Below are 17,649 nucleotides of genomic sequence, written 5' to 3' on the forward strand. Positions count from 1 at the left end.
TGGATCAGCGAACGACGATGCCGCGCGAAGCCATATAAGCCTTGGCCTCAGGCACCGTGTACTCGCCAAAGTGGAAGATACTGGCCGCCAGCACCGCACTGGCATGCCCTTCCAGAATGCCGTCCGCCAGGTGCTGCAGGTTACCCACACCACCCGAAGCAATCACCGGAATACCCAGCGCATCGCTGATAGCACGGGTAACGCCCAGGTCAAAGCCGTTCTTCATGCCGTCCTGGTCCATGCTGGTCAGCAGGATCTCGCCAGCCCCCAGGCCTTCCATCTTCTTCGCCCACTCGACTGCATCCAGCCCGGTCGGCTTGCGCCCGCCGTGGGTGAAGATTTCCCAGCGCGGTGCTTCACCCGGCCCGGACACCTTCTTCGCGTCGATCGCGACAACGATGCACTGCGAACCGAAACGGTCCGCCGCCTCGCCCACGAACTCCGGGTTGAACACCGCCGCCGTGTTGATCGATACCTTGTCGGCACCGGCATTGAGCAGGTTGCGGATGTCCTGTACGGTGCGCACGCCACCGCCCACGGTCAGCGGTATGAACACCTGGCTGGCCATGCGCTCGACGGTATGCAAGGTGGTGTCGCGGCCATCGACGCTGGCGGTGATGTCGAGGAAGGTGATTTCGTCGGCACCCTGCTCGTCGTAGCGACGGGCGATTTCCACCGGGTCGCCGGCATCACGGATGTTCTCGAACTTGACGCCCTTGACCACCCGGCCGTTGTCCACGTCCAGGCAAGGGATGATGCGCTTGGCCAGTGCCATGGTTCAGTCCTCAGCCTTGGTAGTTGTCGCAGAAGGCCTGAGCCTCGGCGACATCGAGGGTGCCTTCGTAGATGGCACGGCCGGTGATGGCGCCGATAATGCCGGGGGCCTTGGCGTCCAGCAGGGCCTTGATGTCCCCCAGGTTGTGGATGCCGCCCGAGGCGATTACCGGAATGCGGGTGGCTTCGGCCAGTGCCTTGGTGAACGGCACGTTGCAGCCCTGCATCATCCCGTCCTTGGCGATGTCGGTGTAGACGATCGACGACACGCCATCCGCCTCGAAACGCTTGGCCAGGTCGATAACCTGTACCGCGCTGACTTCGGCCCAGCCATCGGTGGCAACGAAGCCGTCTTTGGCATCCAGGCCAACGATGACCTTGCCCGGGAAGGCCTTGCACGCTTCGGCCACAAACTCAGGCTCTTTGACCGCCTTGGTGCCGATGATGACGTAGCTGACGCCCGCCTTGACGTAGTGCTCGATGGTTTCCAGCGAGCGGATGCCGCCGCCGATCTGGATCGGCAGGGTCGGGTAGCGCTTGGCGATGGCGGTGACCACTTCACCGTTGACCGGCTGGCCTTCGAAGGCGCCGTTGAGGTCGACCAGGTGCAGGCGGCGGCAGCCACCCTCGACCCACTTGGCGGCCATGCTCACCGGGTCGTCGGAAAATACCGTGGAGTCTTCCATGCGGCCCTGGCGCAGGCGCACGCAGGCACCGTCCTTCAGATCGATAGCGGGGATAATCAGCATCTTGGGAACCTGTCTGTTCTTGGGGTTTCAGGGCTTTTCGAGCGCCCACAGATCACTTTCGATGCTCTCGAACCGCTCCTTGAGGTGCAGCTGAACATCGGCAATCGCCCTGTTGTAGTAATGGGGTGCAATTTCTTTGCTGAACAGCTCGAGGACCTCGGCCACCTCGAACGACCCCAGCTGCAGCTCGAAACGGTCTTCGAGGAAGCGCTTGAGCGTGTCGAGCGCATCGCGCTCCTGCTCGGGGGCCAGGGTAATGACCGGGGCCTTGGTCTTCGACCTGCTCATTTACCAGCGCCCGTCCCAGGCGACGAAGTTCTGCAGCAACTGCAGGCCATGGGTATGGCTCTTCTCCGGGTGGAACTGCACGGCAAAGCGCGAGCCATCGGCCAGCGCAGCGGCGAAATCGACACCGTAATGGCCGCGACCGACCACCTGGCCCGGCTTGCCGGCATTGATGTAGTAGCTGTGCACGAAGTAGAAGCGCGCGCGGTCGGGGATGTCGTGCCACAGCGGGTGATCGATGGTCTGGCCCACTTCGTTCCAGCCCATGTGCGGCACCTTCAGGTGCTCGCCGTCTTCTTTCAGGTCTTTGCCGAAGAAGCGCACCTGGCCAGGGAACAGGCCGATGCAGTCGACACCGTCGTTCTCTTCGCTGTGCTCAAGCAATGCCTGCATACCGACGCAGATACCGAGGAACGGACGGTCCTGGCTCACTTCACGCACCAGGCTGTCGAAGCCCAGGCGGCGGATTTCGGCCATGCAGTCGCGGATCGCGCCTACACCCGGGAACACCACGCGGTCAGCTTCACGGATGACCGCAGCGTCGCTGGTGACCAGCACCTTGCCGGCGCCGACGTGCTCAAGCGCCTTGGCCACCGAGTGCAGGTTGCCCATGCCATAGTCGATTACGGCTACCGTCTGCATTTACAGGCACCCTTTGGTCGACGGCATTTGCCCGGCCATGCGCTCGTCGAGGGTCACGGCCATACGCAGGGCGCGGCCGAAAGCTTTGAACACGGTTTCGATCTGGTGGTGGGTGTTGTGGCCACGCAGGTTGTCGATGTGCAGGGTGACCAGGGCGTGGTTGACGAAGCCCTGGAAGAACTCCTGGAACAGGTCGACATCGAAGCCACCGACGCTGGCACGGGTGTACGGCACATGCATCTGCAGGCCTGGGCGGCCGGAGAAGTCGATGACCACGCGCGACAGTGCTTCGTCCAGCGGCACGTAGGCGTGGCCGTAGCGGAAGATGCCTTTCTTGTCACCGATGGCCTGGGCGAATGCCATGCCCAGGGTGATACCGACGTCTTCGACGGTATGGTGATCGTCGATATGCGTGTCACCCTTGCACTCGATATCCAGATCGATCAGCCCATGGCGGGCGATCTGGTCCAGCATGTGTTCAAGGAAAGGCACGCCGATATCGAATCGGGCCTTGCCACTGCCATCGAGGTTGATCGAGCACTTGACCTGGGTTTCCAGGGTATTGCGCTCGACGGAAGCCTTACGTTCGACCATCACCAGCTCCGCAAAATCATTGGGCGAAAAGGGCTCCATTATAGGCCCAGAACGCGCCAGCTTGAAACGCGGATGACATATGGCAAAACGAGGAATTACAAGGGCTGGATGCTGCTACAAGTCTATACAAGCCAGTAATCGGGGCTGCTTTGCAACCCCGATGTCCGGGATCAGTGGAACAGCGCCGCCGTTTTCTGCAAGGTTACCCACACCCCCCAGGCCAACGGCACAACCACCACCGCCCAGGCCAGCAGCACCAGCGGCAGGCTGCCCGGTGCGGCTTTCCACTCCAGCGACCGCGCACCGTCGGCCCCTTTGTCATGGCTCAACGCTCGCTCGGCCGCCAGTTCGGCATCGCTCATGAAGTGCTTGTCGGCGACCGGCCGCACCAGCATGTTGCAGATAAAGCCCAGCACCAGCAGGCCGGCGAGGATGTACAAGGTCATGTCGTAGGCCGCCGCACGCTCTACCCCTGCCGCCAGTTGGTATTCGCGCAGGTAGGTGATCAACACTGGCCCCAATACCCCCGCCGCCGCCCAGGCGGTCAGCAGGCGACCATGAATGGCCCCGACCATCTGCGTACCGAACAGGTCGGCCAGGTACGCCGGCACCGTGGCAAAACCACCGCCATACATTGAAAGGATGATGCAGAACGCCGCCACGAACAGCGCAACGTTACCCAGGTGCCCCATGTTCGGCACCAGGCTGTACAGGCCCACACCCAGGGCGAAGAAGGCGAAGTAGGTGTTCTTGCGGCCGATGTAGTCGGAGAACGACGCCCAGAAGAACCGCCCGCCGATGTTGAACAGGCTCAACAGGCCGGTAAAGCCGGCAGCAATCGCGGCGATCTGCGCCAACTGAGCCGCATTCAGCTCACTGAACGTCAGCTCGTTGCCCAGCAACTTGCCCGCGAACACTTCCTGCAGCAGTGGCGATGCCATGCCGAGAATGCCGATGCCGGCCGACACGTTCAGGCACAGCACCAGCCAGATCAAGGCGAATTGTGGGGTTTTCCAGGCCACGCTGACGTGCACATGGCGGTCGGTGACCATGGCATTGCCGGCTTTTTTGGCCGGAGCGACCCAGCCTTCGGGCTTCCAGCCAGTCGGCGGCACGCGGTACGCCAGGGCGCCAGCGGTCATGAACACAAAGTAGATCGCCGCCATGGCGACGAAGCTCTGCCATACGCCCACTTCGTGCTCATTGCCAAAGTGCCCCATCAGCGCAGTGGCCAGTGGCGCACCCACCATGGCTCCGCCGCCAAAGCCCATGATCGCCATGCCGGTGGCCATGCCGCGTTTGTCAGGGAACCATTTGATCAGCGTCGACACGGGGGAGATATAGCCCAGCCCCAGGCCGATACCGCCGATTACACCGGAGCCCAGCCACATCAGCCACAGCTGGTGGGTTTTCACGCCAATGGCCGAGATCAGCATGCCGCCGCACCAGCACAGCGCCGAGACCAGGCCGGCCTTGCGCGGGCCGGCGTGCTCCAGCCAGCCGCCCAGCACGGCCGCCGAGCAACCCAGGAAAACAAAGAACAGGGTGTAGATCCAGCTCAGCATCGAGATCGGCCAGTCGCATTCGGCGCTGAACATACGGGCCATGAAGCCCATGTCCGCTGCACAGGCGATAGGAGCGGTGATGCCGAGGGCTTGCGAAAGGGGCAACCAGAACACCGAGAAACCATAGGCCATGCCGATGCACAGGTGAATGGCCAAGGCGGCTGGCGGGACCAGCCAGCGGTTGAAGCCCGGGCGGGCGATGATGCGTTCCTTCGACAGGAAGCCAGGCGCACTGGCCACAGAGCCGGTTGCGACGGTACTGGTCATGGATCTGATCCTTTTTATAGGGAGGGTGCTCGCAAAGCGGCGCAAGGGTAGCAGAGCCAAGTAGCGTGAAAGCAGTCTGATATCGTTAATTTTTGCCCGGCTGAAACGGTCATGTTTTGCTTGTGGAAAGCCGTACCATCTGCTGTAACCGTAAGAAATGCCCTGTATCTCTGGTCGAATACGCAGGGACAACCACTGCGGCGTTATACTCTGCCGCCTGAATTTCACTAACGGACTACAAGGACTCGCCCATGAAAGCGTTCGGCAAAATCCTGGGACTGGGGCTTCTCGGGTTGCTGCTGATCATCGTGGCGCTGGGCTTCGCCCTGACCCACCTCTTTGATCCCAACGACTACAAAGACGAGATTCGCCAGCTGGCACGCGACAAGGCTAACGTCGAACTGACACTCGACGGGGATATCGGCTGGAGCCTGTTCCCGTGGCTAGGCCTGGAGCTGCATGAGGCCAGCATTGCCACCCTGGCCAAACCCAAGGAACCGTTCGCCGACCTGCAAATGCTCGGCCTGTCCGTGCGTGTGCTGCCGCTGCTGCGCCGCGAAGTGCAGATGAGCGACGTACGCGTCGAGGGCCTGAACCTGACCCTGGCCCGTGACGAACACGGCCACGGCAACTGGGAAGACATCGGCAAACCGCTGCCCGCGCAAAACGGCACCCCAGCCGATGCACAGGCCAATGCCACCGTTCAGGCACCCGCTGAACAGAAGCCGGCACCTGCCGAAGGCAACGAGCGTGCCGTCAAGCTGGACATCGACAGCCTGACCGTGAACAACGCCCGCGTGCAGTACACCGATGCCAAGACCGGCCAAAGCTATAGCGCCGAAAGCATCCAGCTAAGCACGGGCCCGGTCCACGAAGGCGCCAACATTCCGCTCAAGGCCAGCGCCTTCATCAGCGCCAGCGAGCCGAACATCAAAGCCCGCACCGAACTGGCCGGCGAGCTGCGCTTCGACCGCAAGCTCAAGCGCTACAACTTCGAAGACATGCGCCTGTCGGGCGAAACCTCGGGTGAACCCACCGGCGGCAAGACCGTGACATTCGCCGCCCAAGGCCAGCTGCTGGTCGACCTGGCTGCCAATGTCGCCTCCTGGAACGGCCTGAAAGTCTCGGCCAACCAGCTACGCGCCCTGGGCGAGCTGAACCTGCGTGACCTGGACAAGGCGCCACAACTGAGCGGCGGCCTTTCCATTGCCCAGTTCAACCTGCGCACCTTCCTCGACAGCATTGGCCGACCGCTGCCGGCTACCAACGATCCGGCGGCCTTCGCCAAGCTGGAGCTGGTCACCCGCCTGCAGGGCACGCCCAACAGCCTGGCGCTGGAAGACCTGGCCGTAAAGCTGGACGACAGCACCTTCAGCGGCCGCGTGGCCGTGGAAGACTTCGCCAAGCAGGCCCTGCGCCTGCAGCTCAAGGGCGATGCCTTTGACGCCGACCGCTACTTCCCCGCCAAGAGCGAAGAAGCCAAGGGCGCCACCGCTGCGCGCCAGGCCGAGGTCAAGCAGCAAGAGGCCAGCGCCGTAGCCGGTGCGGGTACCACGCCACTGCCAAATGCCCCGACCCAAGTGGCCTGGAGCGACGACAAGTTGCTGCCCGTCGACCGCCTGCGGGCCCTGGACCTGCAGGCCGACCTGGCCTTCAGTTCGCTGACCCTGGACAAACTGCCGATCGAAGACGCCCAGCTCAAGGCCATCGGCCAGGGCGGCCTGCTGACCCTGCAAACCCTGCGCGGCGAGCTGTACAACGGCACCTTCGAAGCCAAGGGCACGGTCGACGTACGCCCTGCCGTCCCGCAACTGGGTGTGAACACCAACATCCAGCGGGTGCCGGTGGAACACTTCATCAAGACCGAAGGCAAGGAGCAGGCACCCCCTGTGAAGGGCCTGCTGACCCTGACCAGTGATCTGACCGCCACCGGCAACAGCCAGAAGGCACTGGTCGACACCCTTAATGGCAGCGCAAACTTCACCATCAACGATGGCGTGCTGGTCAACGCCAACCTGGAGCAGCAGCTGTGCCAGGCCATCGCCACGCTCAACCGCAAGACCCTGAGCGGCGAGCCACGGGGCAAGGACACCCCGTTCCAGGAGCTGCGCGGCAGCCTGGTGGTGCGCAATGGCGTCGCCAGCAACCCCGACCTCAAGGCACGCATCCCGGGCCTGACCGTGAACGGTAACGGCGACCTCGACCTGCGGGTGCTGGGCATGGACTACAACCTGGGTGTGATCGTCGAAGGCGACCAGCGCGCCATGCCGGACCCAGCCTGCCAGGTCAACGAACGCTACGTTGGCGTTGAAGTGCCGCTGCGCTGCCGTGGCCCGCTGGAACTTGGCGCCAAGGCCTGTCGCCTGGACCAGAACGGCCTGGGCAAAGTCGCGGCCAAGCTGGCCGGCAACCGCCTGAAAGACAAGATTGACGAAAAGCTTGATGAAAAACTCGGAGACAAAGTGAGCCCGGAAGTGAAAGACGCGCTCAAGGGGCTGTTCAAGCGATGAGCCCCGAGCAGTTCTCCAGCGCTGTGCTGGATTGGTATGACGAGCACGGCCGGCACGACCTGCCCTGGCAACAGGGCATCACCCCGTACCGGGTGTGGGTGTCGGAAATCATGTTGCAGCAGACCCAGGTCAGCACCGTGCTCAACTACTTCGACCGCTTCATGCAGGCCCTGCCGACCGTGCAGGCCTTGGCCGAAGCGCCGGAGGACGAAGTGCTGCACCTGTGGACAGGGCTGGGCTATTACACCCGTGCACGCAACCTGCAAAAGGCCGCCAGGATCGTCGTCGAGCAACACGGCGGCGAATTCCCACGCAGTGTCGAGCAGCTCACCGAGCTGCCCGGCATCGGCCGCTCCACCGCAGGCGCTATCGCCAGCATCAGCCTGGGCATCCGCGCGCCAATCCTGGACGGCAACGTCAAGCGCGTACTGGCCCGCTACACCGCCCAGGCGGGCTACCCCGGCGAACCCAAGGTGGCCAACCAGCTGTGGGCCACGGCCGAGCGCTTTACCCCGCACCAACGCGCCAACCACTACACCCAGGCGATGATGGACATGGGCGCCACGCTGTGCACGCGCAGCAAGCCCAGCTGCCTGATCTGCCCGCTGCAGCGCGGCTGCGAAGCGCACCTACACGGTGAAGAAACCCGCTACCCCGAGCCCAAGCCGCGCAAGGCACTGCCGCAGCGGCGCACGCTGATGCCACTGCTGGCCAACCACGAAGGCGCCATCCTGCTGTACCGCCGCCCCTCCAGCGGGCTGTGGGGGGGGTTGTGGAGCCTGCCGGAACTGGACGACATCACCCAGCTCGATGACCTGGCCTACCAGCATGGCCTGCGCCTGGCTGACAGCCGCGCCATGGACGGCCTGACCCACACCTTCAGCCACTTTCAGCTGGCCATCGAGCCCTGGCTGGTGCGCGTCGACTCGGTCGGCCAGCACATGGCCGAGGCCGACTGGCTCTGGTATAACCTCGCCACCCCGCCGCGCCTTGGCCTTGCCGCCCCGGTGAAAAAGCTGCTTAAACGCGCGGCCGACGAACTGATTGCAGGAGACGCCCGATGACCCGCACCGTGATGTGCCGCAAGTACCAAGAAGAACTGCCAGGCCTGGAACGCCCGCCCTACCCAGGCGCCAAGGGCCAGGACATCTTCGAACACATCTCGCAGAAGGCCTGGGCCGACTGGCAGAAGCACCAGACCATGCTGATCAACGAAAAGCGCCTGAACATGATGAACGCCGAGGACCGCAAATTCCTCCAGGCCGAGATGGACAAGTTTTTCGCCGGCGAAGAATACGCGCAGGCGGAAGGCTACGTTCCACCGGCTGAATGACCCCAAAAATCGTAAGCGACGGAATTAATTTAAAATTTTTTCAAAAAGTCGTTGACGAGCGGTCCGGAAATCTATTTAATTCACCTCGTCGCCCAGATAGCTCAGTCGGTAGAGCAGAGGATTGAAAATCCTCGTGTCGGCGGTTCGACTCCGTCTCTGGGCACCACCTTCAAGCTTCTGGTGGTTGCAAAGTTACCCGAAGCGACAACAAGAAACCCGCCTAGTGCGGGTTTTTTGTTGTCTACAATTTCTGCTCATTGACCAGCATCAAATAGCCAGCATTCGCCCACCTTCAGAATCAGAGACGGACATCCGAATCGATCAGCAAGGACCTCCATGAGCGAAGAATCCCCCCTCCTGCTCCCCGCCCCTAGCGAACCCGCCACCAATCCAGTCCGCACCCGGCGCCCACGCCAGCGCAAGCCGGAACCGACGATCACCACCATCAGCCAGCAACCCGCCGCACTGGAAGTGGCCACCGCCCCCAAAGGCAGCAACGAAGACAGCACCTCGGCGCGCCTGCCGGCGAGCTACCCCTACCGCACCCGCCTGCGACGCCAGGACTACGAAAAAGCCAAGCATGCGCTGCAGATCGAGTTGCTGAAGGTACAAAGCTGGGTGAAGGAAACCGGCCAGCGCGTGGTGATCCTGTTCGAAGGGCGCGATGCCGCAGGCAAGGGTGGCACCATCAAGCGTTTCATGGAGCACCTCAACCCCCGTGGCGCCCGCATCGTCGCACTGGAGAAACCTTCCGAGCAGGAACAGGGCCAGTGGTATTTCCAGCGCTACATCCAGCACCTGCCCACCGCAGGTGAAATGGTGTTCTTCGATCGTTCCTGGTACAACCGCGCCGGGGTCGAGAAGGTGATGGAATTCTGCACACCGCTGCAGTACCTGGAGTTCATGCGCCAAGCCCCGGACCTGGAGCGCATGCTGTGCAACAGCGGCATCCTGCTGTTCAAGTACTGGTTTTCGGTAAACCGCGAAGAGCAACTGCGCCGCTTCATTTCGCGCCGTGACGACCCGCTCAAACACTGGAAGCTGTCGCCCATCGATATCAAGTCACTAGACAAGTGGGATGATTACACCGGCGCCAAGGAAGCGATGTTCTTCCATACCGACACCGCCGATGCACCGTGGACAGTGATCAAGTCCGATGACAAGAAGCGTGCACGGATCAACTGCATCCGCCACTTTCTGCATGCACTGGACTATCCAGGTAAAAACCCTCACGTAGCACATGCTCCCGACCCGCTGCTGGTTGGCCGGGCCTCGCGAGGTTTCGAAGAAGACGAGGGAGCTCAGCCAGCAGCCTGAAGCTCAAGATGCCATCGGCAGCCACCCGCAGCCCGGAAAAGGGCTGCGGGCTGCCGCTTACGCGACGGAGCGAAGGTGCTCGAAAGCGTCCTCGGTCATGTGCCCCATGTAGGCGATTGCGTGCAACTGAAGCTCACCGTGCTTTTCGCCATCCTCGATACATGCAATCAAGTCAGCCTTCGTGATCAGCTGTTGATTGCACTTGGCGAACACAGTCGGAAAGTAAAGATCTCCCTCTTCGTCATAGCCGTAAAGGGTTACGAGATAGTAATGTTTCATGGCTCTTCCTCTCAGCGCACACTTGCGCATTTTCCAAACGCCGACATGGCGTAGGACTGGGCTACAGCGAGAGAGAAGCTATAGCGCGCACCTGGCCGACATAATCTGGATGAGGATCCATGTCAGATCCCGCCAGCCTGCGCAGCGCTACCACACAGCTTGGGTTTCTCGGGTAATTGCGCTTCAATAGCGCACTTTCAGACAACCCCAGGACTTGCCCCATGGCCACCCCTACCAAGCAACAGAAACGCGCCAAGCGCGCCGCCAGCAAGGCCAAGCAAAACCGCATGGTACGCAGCGGCCAGGCGGTCAAGGCCAGTGCCGGTGACAGCGCCAGCGTCGAGCAGGTGTACAAGAAGGCCATGGAATCGGGCAGCTACGACACCATGTTCAACAAGATGAAGGAAGCCCAGGAGGGCGGCCTGGTACCGATGATTTCGGTGTTCCTGGTAGACCCGCTGCTGGCCCTGGTGCTCAAGGGACACAAGGAAGAACACGCCACCGACTACATCGTGCTGGTGTTCAACGCCTACCGCAAATGGCTGGACGGCGCTGATGAAGAGGCCACCATGGCCTGGCTGGAGAGCGATGAGTTCCAGGAGGCTTATATCGCCGCTTCCGAGCTGGTGGCCAAGCAGCAGCAACAGCAGAAACAGTTTGGCTGACAGAGCCATGTAACCTGCCCGCGAAAGGGCCGGCACAGGCAACAAAAAAGGCCGCGCCCTTCACAGGGCGCGGCCTTTTCGTTACAGCCAGCGCAAATCAGTTATCCAGCGCCACCCGCCCGGCAGCTTCACGCTTGCGGTGCACCAGCAAGCCAGCCGCTACCACACCAATGCTCAGCAGCGCAGTCGCGATGATCTCCGCACGGTGGTCTTCACGCAGCGCCATCACCACCAGAATGGCAACGATGAAGGCAATGGTCGCCCAGGTCAGGCCCGGGAACAGCCACATCTTGAAGGTAATTTTCTCGCCGCGGGCTTCACGCTGGGCACGCATGCGCAGTTGCGACACGGCAATCACCAGGTACACCAGCAGCGCAATGGCACCCGAGCTGGCCAGCAGGAACTCGAACACCTGGGCCGGTGCCACGAAGTTGGCGAACACACAGAGGAACGCTGCGGCAGTGGACAGCAATACCGCCACATGCGGGGTCGCCGACTTGGTGGTGCGCTGGGCAATGGCCGGGGCGTCGCCACGCTTGCTCAGCGAGAACAGCATGCGCGAAGACGTGTACAGCGCCGAGTTCAGGCAGCTGGTAACGGCAATCAGCACGACGATGTCGACGATCAGCTTGGCATTCGGCACGCCAATGCGGCTCAGCACGGTCTGATAGGAGCCCGTTTCAGCCAAGGCCGGGTCGTTCCACGGCACCAGGGCCACCACCAGGAAAATAGACACCAGGTAGAACAGGCAGATACGCCAGATCACCGAGTTGGTGGCGCGGCTGATCTGCTTGCCCGGGTCCTTCGACTCGGCAGCGGCGATGGTGACAATTTCAGTACCCATGAACGAGAACATGGTGGTCAGCATGGCTGCCAGCACCGCGCCCAAGCCGTTGGGCATGAAGCCTTGGGTATCGAACAGGTGGCTGGCACCGCTCACCTGGCTGCTTGGCACGAAGCCGAACATGGCAGCACAACCTACGGCGATGAAGCCGATGATCGCCAGCACCTTGAGCAGGGCGAACCAGAACTCGAACTCGCCGTAGTTCTTCACGCTGCACAGGTTGGTCAGGGTCAGCGCCAAGGTAATGATGAGGGAAAACGCCCACAGGTCGACCGCAGGGAACCAGGCGTGCAGGATGGCGGCGGCGGCGTTGGCCTCCAGCGGAATCACCAGCACCCAGAACCACCAGTACAGCCAGCCAATGGTGAAACCGGCCCAACGCCCGATGGCGCGGTCGGCGTATGTAGAGAACGAACCGGTGTCTGGCGAAGCGACCGCCATTTCACCCAGCATGCGCATCACCAGCACAACCAGCGTACCGGCAGCGGCGTAAGCCAGCAGCACGGCCGGGCCGGCCGCTGCGATGGCGTGGCCGGAGCCTACGAACAGGCCGGCACCGATGACGCCAGCGATGGACAGCATGGTGACATGCCGTTGTTTGAGCCCCTGAGCGAGGTCATTGGAATTGTTACCGCTCATTGAAACTACCTTTGTAAGGAGTGGACCACTCCGACTGCGGGTACGGAGCGCGCCAAGGGTTGACCTAGGCGTCGCTGCAATCGGCGGTTTCCTACTGGCAATAAGCGCGCCATGTGCTGAATGCATTCGTCAGAAAATTCCGCAGGCCTTTTAGGACACGGTTTGGAGGGCTTTCGGCCACACCTTGACCGAAAGGGCGCCAAATCATCGGATTACTGAAATACCCACTTACAAACGCACCAAAGGTGCTCCTCGGTAACACCTGTGCACCGCCGCAATGCAAAAAAGTGCAACCCTCAGGTACAACCTGATCAACGCATGACGCCTTCGCGGGTAAACCCGCGTCTGCTAGCTGAAGGTAGGGTTTACCCCTTGAATGGGCCAAAACCGCTTCCATGAGCGGGCCAAAGCTGGCACCATCGCGCCTTTTTTCATCAAGGCTCTGGTGCTGGGCGACACCTTCGCGGACATCTGCGCGACGTTACGCTGTAGCGATGCGACAAACTGCCCCACCAGTGCCCACAGTCCCCGGCGACCCTGTTGGCCGTCATAATGCCGCTATGCTAGCTTGGCGCACGCCAGGAAGGCCGCCAACAGCTGGGAACGCACCCGAACACATGAGGACCGCACATGGCTCAGGCCACGCCCGCGCTGGAAATCCGCAATCTGCACAAACGCTACGGCGAGCAGGAAATTCTCAAGGGCATTTCGCTGACCGCACGCGACGGTGACGTGATCTCCATCCTGGGGTCGTCCGGCTCCGGCAAGTCCACCTTGCTGCGCTGCATCAACCTACTCGAGAACCCACACCAGGGCGAAATCCTGGTTGCCGGCGAAGCCCTCAAGCTCAAGGCCGCCAAGAACGGCGACCTGATCGCAGCCGACAATCGCCAGATCAACCGCCTGCGTAGCGAAATCGGCTTTGTCTTCCAGAACTTCAACCTGTGGCCGCACATGTCGATCCTCGACAACATCATCGAGGCGCCACGCCGCGTGCTCGGCCAAAGCAAGGCCGAGGCCATCGAGGCCGCCGAAGCGCTGCTGAACAAGGTTGGCATCTACGACAAACGCCACAGCTACCCCGCCCAGCTTTCCGGTGGCCAGCAACAGCGCGCCGCCATTGCCCGTACCCTGGCCATGAAGCCCAAGGTCATCCTGTTCGACGAGCCAACCTCGGCACTCGATCCGGAAATGGTCCAGGAAGTGCTTAACGTTATCCGCGCACTGGCCGAAGAAGGCCGTACCATGCTGCTGGTAACGCACGAGATGAGCTTTGCCCGCCATGTGTCCAGTGAAGTCGTCTTCCTGCACCAGGGCCTGGTAGAAGAGCAGGGATCGCCGCAACAGGTCTTCGAAAACCCGACCTCGGCGCGTTGCAAGCAATTCATGTCCAGCCACCGCTAACGGAGCAATACATGCACACTTACAAGAAGTTCCTCCTGGCAGCTGCTGCCACGCTGGTGATGTCGGCAAACGCCATGGCCGCAGAAAAACTGCGCATGGGCATCGAAGCCGCCTACCCACCGTTCAACAACAAGGACGCCAGCGGTAACGTGGTCGGCTTCGATAAAGACATCGGCGACGCCCTGTGCGCCAAGATGAAAGTCGAGTGCTCGGTCGTCACCTCCGACTGGGACGGCATCATCCCGGCCCTGAACGCCAAGAAGTTCGACTTCCTGGTGTCGTCGCTGTCGATCACCGACGAGCGCAAGCAGGCCGTGGACTTCACCGAGCCGTACTACTCCAACAAGCTGCAGTTCATTGCGCCGAAGAATGTCGACTTCAAGACTGACAAAGAGTCGTTGAAGGGCAAGGTCATCGGCACCCAGCGCGCCACCCTGGCCGGTACCTACCTGGAAGACAACTTCAAAGGCGTCGACATCAAGCTGTACGACACCCAGGAAAACGCCTACCTGGACCTGGTGTCCGGCCGCATCGACGGCATCCTGGCCGACAAGTACGTGCAATACGAGTGGCTGAAGAGCAAAGACGGCTCGAACTTCGAGTTCAAGGGCGAGCCAGTGATGGACAGCGACAAGATCGGCATTGCCGTGCGCAAAGGTGACACCAAGCTGCGCGACGACCTGAACAAAGCCCTGGCCGAAATCAAGGCCGACGGCACGTACAAGAAGATCAACGACAAGTACTTCCCGTTCAGCATCGAATGACCCGCCCCGACCGGCGCGCACCCGTGGCGCGCCAGTCCCTAATATGACCTGCCCATGAATATCGACCTGCACGGATTCGGTCCGGCCATGATGGCCGGCACCCTGATGACCGTAAAACTGGCGCTTTGCGCCTTGCTGCTGGGGCTGGTGCTGGGCCTGCTCGGCGCCCTGGCCAAAACCTCCTCGGTCAAGCCACTGCAATGGCTTGGCGGTTTCTACTCGACCCTGGTTCGTGGCGTGCCCGAACTGCTGTGGGTTCTGCTTATTTATTTCGGCACCGTCGGGTTGATGAACGCCCTCGGCGAGGCCTTGAACCTGCCAGGCCTTGAGCTGAGTGCCTTCGCGGCGGGCGTGATCGCCCTCGGCCTGTGTTTCGGCGCCTACGCCACCGAAGTGTTCCGTGGCGCCATCCTGGCAATCCCCAAGGGCCACCGTGAAGCCGGCCTGGCGCTGGGCCTGTCCAAGGGCCGCATCCTCTCGCGGATCATTTTGCCGCAGATGTGGCGCATCGCCCTGCCCGGCCTTGGCAACCTGTTCATGATCCTGATGAAGGACACCGCGCTGGTGTCGGTGATCGGCCTGGAAGAAATCATGCGCCACGCGCAAATCGGCGTGACCGTGACCAAAGAGCCGTTCACCTTCTACATGGTGGCGGCCTGCATCTACCTGAGCCTGACCGTCATCGCCATGACCGGCATGCACTTCATGGAAAAACGCGCCGCTCGCGGCTTTGCGAGGGCCGAATAATGAATTGGGAAGTCATCTTCAAATGGCTGCCACGCCTGGCCGAGGGCGCGGTCCTGACCCTGGAGCTGGTGGCCATTGCGGTGGTTGCCGGTTTGATCCTGGCCATCCCGCTGGGCATCGCCCGCTCCTCGCGCCACTGGTACGTGCGCGCTGTGCCGTTCAGCTACATCTTCTTCTTCCGCGGCACGCCGCTGCTGGTGCAGCTGTTCCTGGTCTACTACGGCCTGGCGCAGTTCGATGCCGTGCGTTCGAGTTCGCTGTGGCCGTACCTGCGCGATCCGTTCTGGTGCACGGTGCTGACCATGACCCTGCACACCGCCGCCTACATCGCCGAGATCCTGCGCGGCGCGCTGCAATCGATCCCCAAAGGTGAGATAGAAGCGGCACGGGCGCTGGGCATGTCGCGTGGCAAGGCACTGTTCTACATCATGCTGCCGCGTGCTGCGCGCATCGGCCTGCCGGCGTACAGCAACGAAGTGATCCTGATGCTCAAGGCCAGTGCCCTGGCCAGTACCGTAACCCTGCTGGAACTGACCGGCATGGCCCGTACCATCATCGCCCGCACCTACCTGCCGGTGGAGATCTTCTTTGCCGCAGGCGTGTTCTACTTGGTGATCTCGTTCTTGCTGGTGCAAGGTTTCAAGCTGCTGGAACGTTGGTTGCGCGTCGACGCCTGCCAGGGTCGCTGAGACCTTACTGGCCATTTCGCGGGTAAACCGGCTCCCACAGGTACATCACAGGCCTTGAAACCTGTGCTAATCCTGTGGGAGCGGGTTCACCCGCGAAGAGGCCCTCAAACCCAACCCAAATCCTCCCATGCCCAGCTACCTCCACAGCCACCACCTAAGCACCCGCTTCCAGGCCCTCGACCAGTTCCTGATCGAGCACCAACAGCTGTGGAAACCCCGCCCCTTCACCACCCTGCGCCTGGACTGGGAAACCACCCACCCCGAGCTGGCCACCCACCTGCGCCAATGCTCGCTGGCCGACGCCGAAACCGATAGCGCAGCTGATGCCTTGCCCGCCCCGTTCCCACAACTGGCCCAGCAAGCCCAACAGCTCACCGCCCTCGGCAGCCTCCCGCAAACCGACCTGCCCCCCGCCGCCCACCGCCTGGACGTCGCAGTCCCCGGCCGCAAATGGCAGCAGATCGAAGCCTTCGCCAGCCACCTGGCCTTCCACCACCAGCCCCGCCACTGGCTGGACTGGTGCTCCGGCAAAGGCCACCTCGGCCGCCGCCTGTTGCAACCCGGCCAGCAGCTGACCTGCCTGGAGTACGATGCCGAACTGGTCGCCGCCGGCCAGGCCCTGAGCGCGCACCACCACTTGCCAGCGCAGCATGTGCATCAGGATGTGATGGCCAGCGACAGCGCGTGCCACCTGGCGGGTGAAAAAAGCGTGGTTGCCCTGCACGCCTGCGGCGACCTGCATGTACGCCTGATGCAACTGGCCAGCCAGCAAGGTTGCCGGCAATTGGCGATAGCCCCTTGCTGCTACAACCGCATTGCAGTGCAGCACTACCAGCCGTTATCCACAGCCGCGCAAGCGTCCGGCCTGCAGCTGTCGCTGGACGATCTGGGCCTGCCCCTGAGTGAAACCGTTACCGCCGGGGCTCGCGTGCGGCGCCAACGTGACACCTCGATGGCCCGGCGCCTGGGCTTCGATCTGCTACAACGCCAGCAGCGCCAGCGCGACGAATACCTGCCTACACCGTCGCTGCCGGTAGCCTGGCTGGAAAAGCCCTTCGAGCAGTACTGCCGCGACCTGGCCGAACTTAAGCAACTGCCCCTGAATGGCAACCCGGACTGGGCCGCTCTGGAAGCCGCCGGCTGGCAACGCCTGGCCGAAGTACGCAATCTGGAGCGCGTGCGCAACCTGTTCCGTCGGCCATTGGAGGTGTGGCTGGTGCTCGATCGCGCCCTGTTCCTCGAAGAACAAGGCTTTGAGGTGCGCCTGGGCCTTTTCTGCGACTACCCGCTGACGCCGCGCAACCTGCTTATCCTCGCGGAACGCGACCGTTAGCCGCAGCACAACCTGTGGATAAGTCTGTGAACAAGCTTTTGATTACCTGTTGGATCCAAGCGCTATTTCAAGCGCTTGGCTTATTCCTGCTTATGCGTCAAGCCCAGTAAAAACAGGCGTTTGCGCAAAGACCGGCGGCGTATGGATCCGGCATGCCTTTCGCGCAAGTCGCCAATGCCACTTGTGCATAAACATTTCTTGTGGTTTGCGCAAGAGGCGTCTGCGGGGTCATTTGTGGGAGCGGCCTTG

General features: G+C 62.1%; 18 protein-coding genes and 1 tRNA gene. 11 read left to right on the top strand and 8 right to left on the bottom strand.

The window, feature by feature from the left end:
* Positions 1-4: 4 nt before the first annotated feature.
* The 6 genes from hisF to PM2_RS18445 form a co-directional block, all read right to left on the bottom strand.
* Positions 5-775 (bottom strand): imidazole glycerol phosphate synthase subunit HisF, encoded by a 771-nt coding sequence (gene hisF, locus PM2_RS18420; RefSeq protein WP_003255729.1) that lies wholly within the window; start codon positions 773-775, stop codon positions 5-7.
* Positions 776-785: 10 nt separating this feature from the next.
* Positions 786-1,523, bottom strand: a complete 738-nt coding sequence (hisA, locus tag PM2_RS18425) for a 1-(5-phosphoribosyl)-5-[(5-phosphoribosylamino)methylideneamino]imidazole-4-carboxamide isomerase (RefSeq protein ID WP_016714501.1) — start codon at positions 1,521-1,523, stop codon at positions 786-788.
* A gap of 27 nt (positions 1,524-1,550) precedes the next feature.
* A complete protein-coding gene (locus PM2_RS18430; protein WP_016714500.1) occupies positions 1,551-1,811 on the bottom strand; it encodes a DUF2164 domain-containing protein in 261 nt (86 codons plus the stop codon).
* Positions 1,812-2,450, bottom strand: coding sequence for an imidazole glycerol phosphate synthase subunit HisH (hisH, locus tag PM2_RS18435; RefSeq protein WP_016714499.1), 639 nt, complete (start codon positions 2,448-2,450; stop codon positions 1,812-1,814). It abuts the gene before it with no gap.
* Positions 2,451-3,044 (bottom strand): imidazoleglycerol-phosphate dehydratase HisB, encoded by a 594-nt coding sequence (gene hisB, locus PM2_RS18440; RefSeq protein WP_009682881.1) that lies wholly within the window; start codon positions 3,042-3,044, stop codon positions 2,451-2,453. It abuts the gene before it with no gap.
* Positions 3,045-3,214: 170 nt separating this feature from the next.
* On the bottom strand, positions 3,215-4,876 hold the full coding sequence (locus tag PM2_RS18445) for an OFA family MFS transporter (RefSeq protein WP_016714498.1): 1,662 nt from the start codon (positions 4,874-4,876) through the stop codon (positions 3,215-3,217).
* A 251-nt stretch (positions 4,877-5,127) separates the two neighbouring features.
* Here PM2_RS18445 and PM2_RS18450 point away from each other — a divergent pair, with 251 nt between their 5' ends.
* From PM2_RS18450 to ppk2, 5 genes are all read left to right on the top strand, one after another.
* Entirely contained in the window at positions 5,128-7,386 is a 2,259-nt protein-coding gene (locus PM2_RS18450; RefSeq protein ID WP_028699081.1) for an AsmA family protein, read from the top strand.
* Positions 7,383-8,450 carry an A/G-specific adenine glycosylase gene (gene mutY, locus PM2_RS18455; protein WP_016714496.1) on the top strand — a complete coding sequence of 356 codons (1,068 nt, stop codon included), beginning with the start codon at positions 7,383-7,385 and terminating at the stop codon, positions 8,448-8,450. The genes PM2_RS18450 and mutY overlap by 4 nt, the downstream gene beginning before the upstream one ends.
* Positions 8,447-8,719: an oxidative damage protection protein gene (locus tag PM2_RS18460; protein WP_003255742.1), complete on the top strand. Its 273-nt coding sequence runs from the start codon at positions 8,447-8,449 to the stop codon at positions 8,717-8,719. Before mutY ends, PM2_RS18460 begins: the two co-directional genes overlap by 4 nt.
* Positions 8,720-8,809: 90 nt before the next feature.
* Positions 8,810-8,885: transfer RNA gene (locus PM2_RS18465), tRNA-Phe, on the top strand.
* A 170-nt stretch (positions 8,886-9,055) separates the two neighbouring features.
* Positions 9,056-10,036, top strand: coding sequence for a polyphosphate kinase 2 (gene ppk2, locus PM2_RS18470; protein WP_016714495.1), 981 nt, complete (start codon positions 9,056-9,058; stop codon positions 10,034-10,036).
* 57 nt (positions 10,037-10,093) lie between these two features.
* Here ppk2 and PM2_RS18475 read toward each other — a convergent pair whose 3' ends face one another.
* Positions 10,094-10,315, bottom strand: coding sequence for a hypothetical protein (locus PM2_RS18475; RefSeq protein ID WP_016714494.1), 222 nt, complete (start codon positions 10,313-10,315; stop codon positions 10,094-10,096).
* 221 nt (positions 10,316-10,536) lie between these two features.
* Between PM2_RS18475 and PM2_RS18480 the strand changes: the two genes are divergently transcribed.
* Positions 10,537-10,980, top strand: coding sequence for a hypothetical protein (locus PM2_RS18480; RefSeq protein WP_016714493.1), 444 nt, complete (start codon positions 10,537-10,539; stop codon positions 10,978-10,980).
* Positions 10,981-11,077: 97 nt separating this feature from the next.
* On the opposite strand, the gene gabP is transcribed toward PM2_RS18480, so the two are convergent.
* Positions 11,078-12,463 carry a GABA permease gene (gene gabP, locus PM2_RS18485; RefSeq protein WP_019096869.1) on the bottom strand — a complete coding sequence of 462 codons (1,386 nt, stop codon included), beginning with the start codon at positions 12,461-12,463 and terminating at the stop codon, positions 11,078-11,080.
* Positions 12,464-13,093: 630 nt separating this feature from the next.
* On the opposite strand from gabP, the gene PM2_RS18490 reads away from it, so the two are divergent.
* The 5 genes from PM2_RS18490 (at position 13,094) to PM2_RS18510 (ending at position 17,400) form a co-directional block, all read left to right on the top strand.
* Positions 13,094-13,867 carry an ABC transporter ATP-binding protein gene (locus PM2_RS18490; protein WP_003255746.1) on the top strand — a complete coding sequence of 258 codons (774 nt, stop codon included), beginning with the start codon at positions 13,094-13,096 and terminating at the stop codon, positions 13,865-13,867.
* A gap of 11 nt (positions 13,868-13,878) precedes the next feature.
* The gene (locus tag PM2_RS18495; RefSeq protein WP_011953233.1) at positions 13,879-14,631 is read left to right on the top strand and encodes an ABC transporter substrate-binding protein; all 753 of its coding nucleotides are present in this window, start codon (positions 13,879-13,881) and stop codon (positions 14,629-14,631) included.
* 54 nt (positions 14,632-14,685) lie between these two features.
* Positions 14,686-15,378: an ABC transporter permease gene (locus PM2_RS18500; protein ID WP_016714491.1), complete on the top strand. Its 693-nt coding sequence runs from the start codon at positions 14,686-14,688 to the stop codon at positions 15,376-15,378.
* Positions 15,378-16,067, top strand: coding sequence for an ABC transporter permease (locus PM2_RS18505; protein WP_016497592.1), 690 nt, complete (start codon positions 15,378-15,380; stop codon positions 16,065-16,067). Before PM2_RS18500 ends, PM2_RS18505 begins: the two co-directional genes overlap by 1 nt.
* Before the next feature lie 127 nt (positions 16,068-16,194).
* A complete protein-coding gene (locus PM2_RS18510; protein ID WP_016714490.1) occupies positions 16,195-17,400 on the top strand; it encodes a methyltransferase in 1,206 nt (401 codons plus the stop codon).
* The last annotated feature ends 249 nt before the right edge of the window (positions 17,401-17,649 follow it).

Source organism: Pseudomonas monteilii NBRC 103158 = DSM 14164 (assembly GCF_000730605.1).
GTDB lineage: Bacteria > Pseudomonadota > Gammaproteobacteria > Pseudomonadales > Pseudomonadaceae > Aquipseudomonas > Aquipseudomonas monteilii.

Coding starts and splice junctions, on each gene's coding strand:
- PM2_RS18510 (WP_016714490.1), top strand. CDS start 16,195: ATGCCCAGCTACCTCCACAGCCACCACCTAAGCACCCGCTTCCAGGCC.
- PM2_RS18480 (WP_016714493.1), top strand. CDS start 10,537: ATGGCCACCCCTACCAAGCAACAGAAACGCGCCAAGCGCGCCGCCAGC.
- PM2_RS18495 (WP_011953233.1), top strand. CDS start 13,879: ATGCACACTTACAAGAAGTTCCTCCTGGCAGCTGCTGCCACGCTGGTG.
- ppk2 (WP_016714495.1), top strand. CDS start 9,056: ATGAGCGAAGAATCCCCCCTCCTGCTCCCCGCCCCTAGCGAACCCGCC.
- PM2_RS18445 (WP_016714498.1), bottom strand. CDS start 4,876: ATGACCAGTACCGTCGCAACCGGCTCTGTGGCCAGTGCGCCTGGCTTC.
- PM2_RS18500 (WP_016714491.1), top strand. CDS start 14,686: ATGAATATCGACCTGCACGGATTCGGTCCGGCCATGATGGCCGGCACC.
- hisB (WP_009682881.1), bottom strand. CDS start 3,044: ATGGTCGAACGTAAGGCTTCCGTCGAGCGCAATACCCTGGAAACCCAG.
- PM2_RS18475 (WP_016714494.1), bottom strand. CDS start 10,315: ATGAAACATTACTATCTCGTAACCCTTTACGGCTATGACGAAGAGGGA.
- gabP (WP_019096869.1), bottom strand. CDS start 12,463: ATGAGCGGTAACAATTCCAATGACCTCGCTCAGGGGCTCAAACAACGG.
- mutY (WP_016714496.1), top strand. CDS start 7,383: ATGAGCCCCGAGCAGTTCTCCAGCGCTGTGCTGGATTGGTATGACGAG.
- PM2_RS18430 (WP_016714500.1), bottom strand. CDS start 1,811: ATGAGCAGGTCGAAGACCAAGGCCCCGGTCATTACCCTGGCCCCCGAG.
- PM2_RS18505 (WP_016497592.1), top strand. CDS start 15,378: ATGAATTGGGAAGTCATCTTCAAATGGCTGCCACGCCTGGCCGAGGGC.
- PM2_RS18490 (WP_003255746.1), top strand. CDS start 13,094: ATGGCTCAGGCCACGCCCGCGCTGGAAATCCGCAATCTGCACAAACGC.
- hisF (WP_003255729.1), bottom strand. CDS start 775: ATGGCACTGGCCAAGCGCATCATCCCTTGCCTGGACGTGGACAACGGC.
- hisA (WP_016714501.1), bottom strand. CDS start 1,523: ATGCTGATTATCCCCGCTATCGATCTGAAGGACGGTGCCTGCGTGCGC.
- PM2_RS18460 (WP_003255742.1), top strand. CDS start 8,447: ATGACCCGCACCGTGATGTGCCGCAAGTACCAAGAAGAACTGCCAGGC.
- hisH (WP_016714499.1), bottom strand. CDS start 2,450: ATGCAGACGGTAGCCGTAATCGACTATGGCATGGGCAACCTGCACTCG.
- PM2_RS18450 (WP_028699081.1), top strand. CDS start 5,128: ATGAAAGCGTTCGGCAAAATCCTGGGACTGGGGCTTCTCGGGTTGCTG.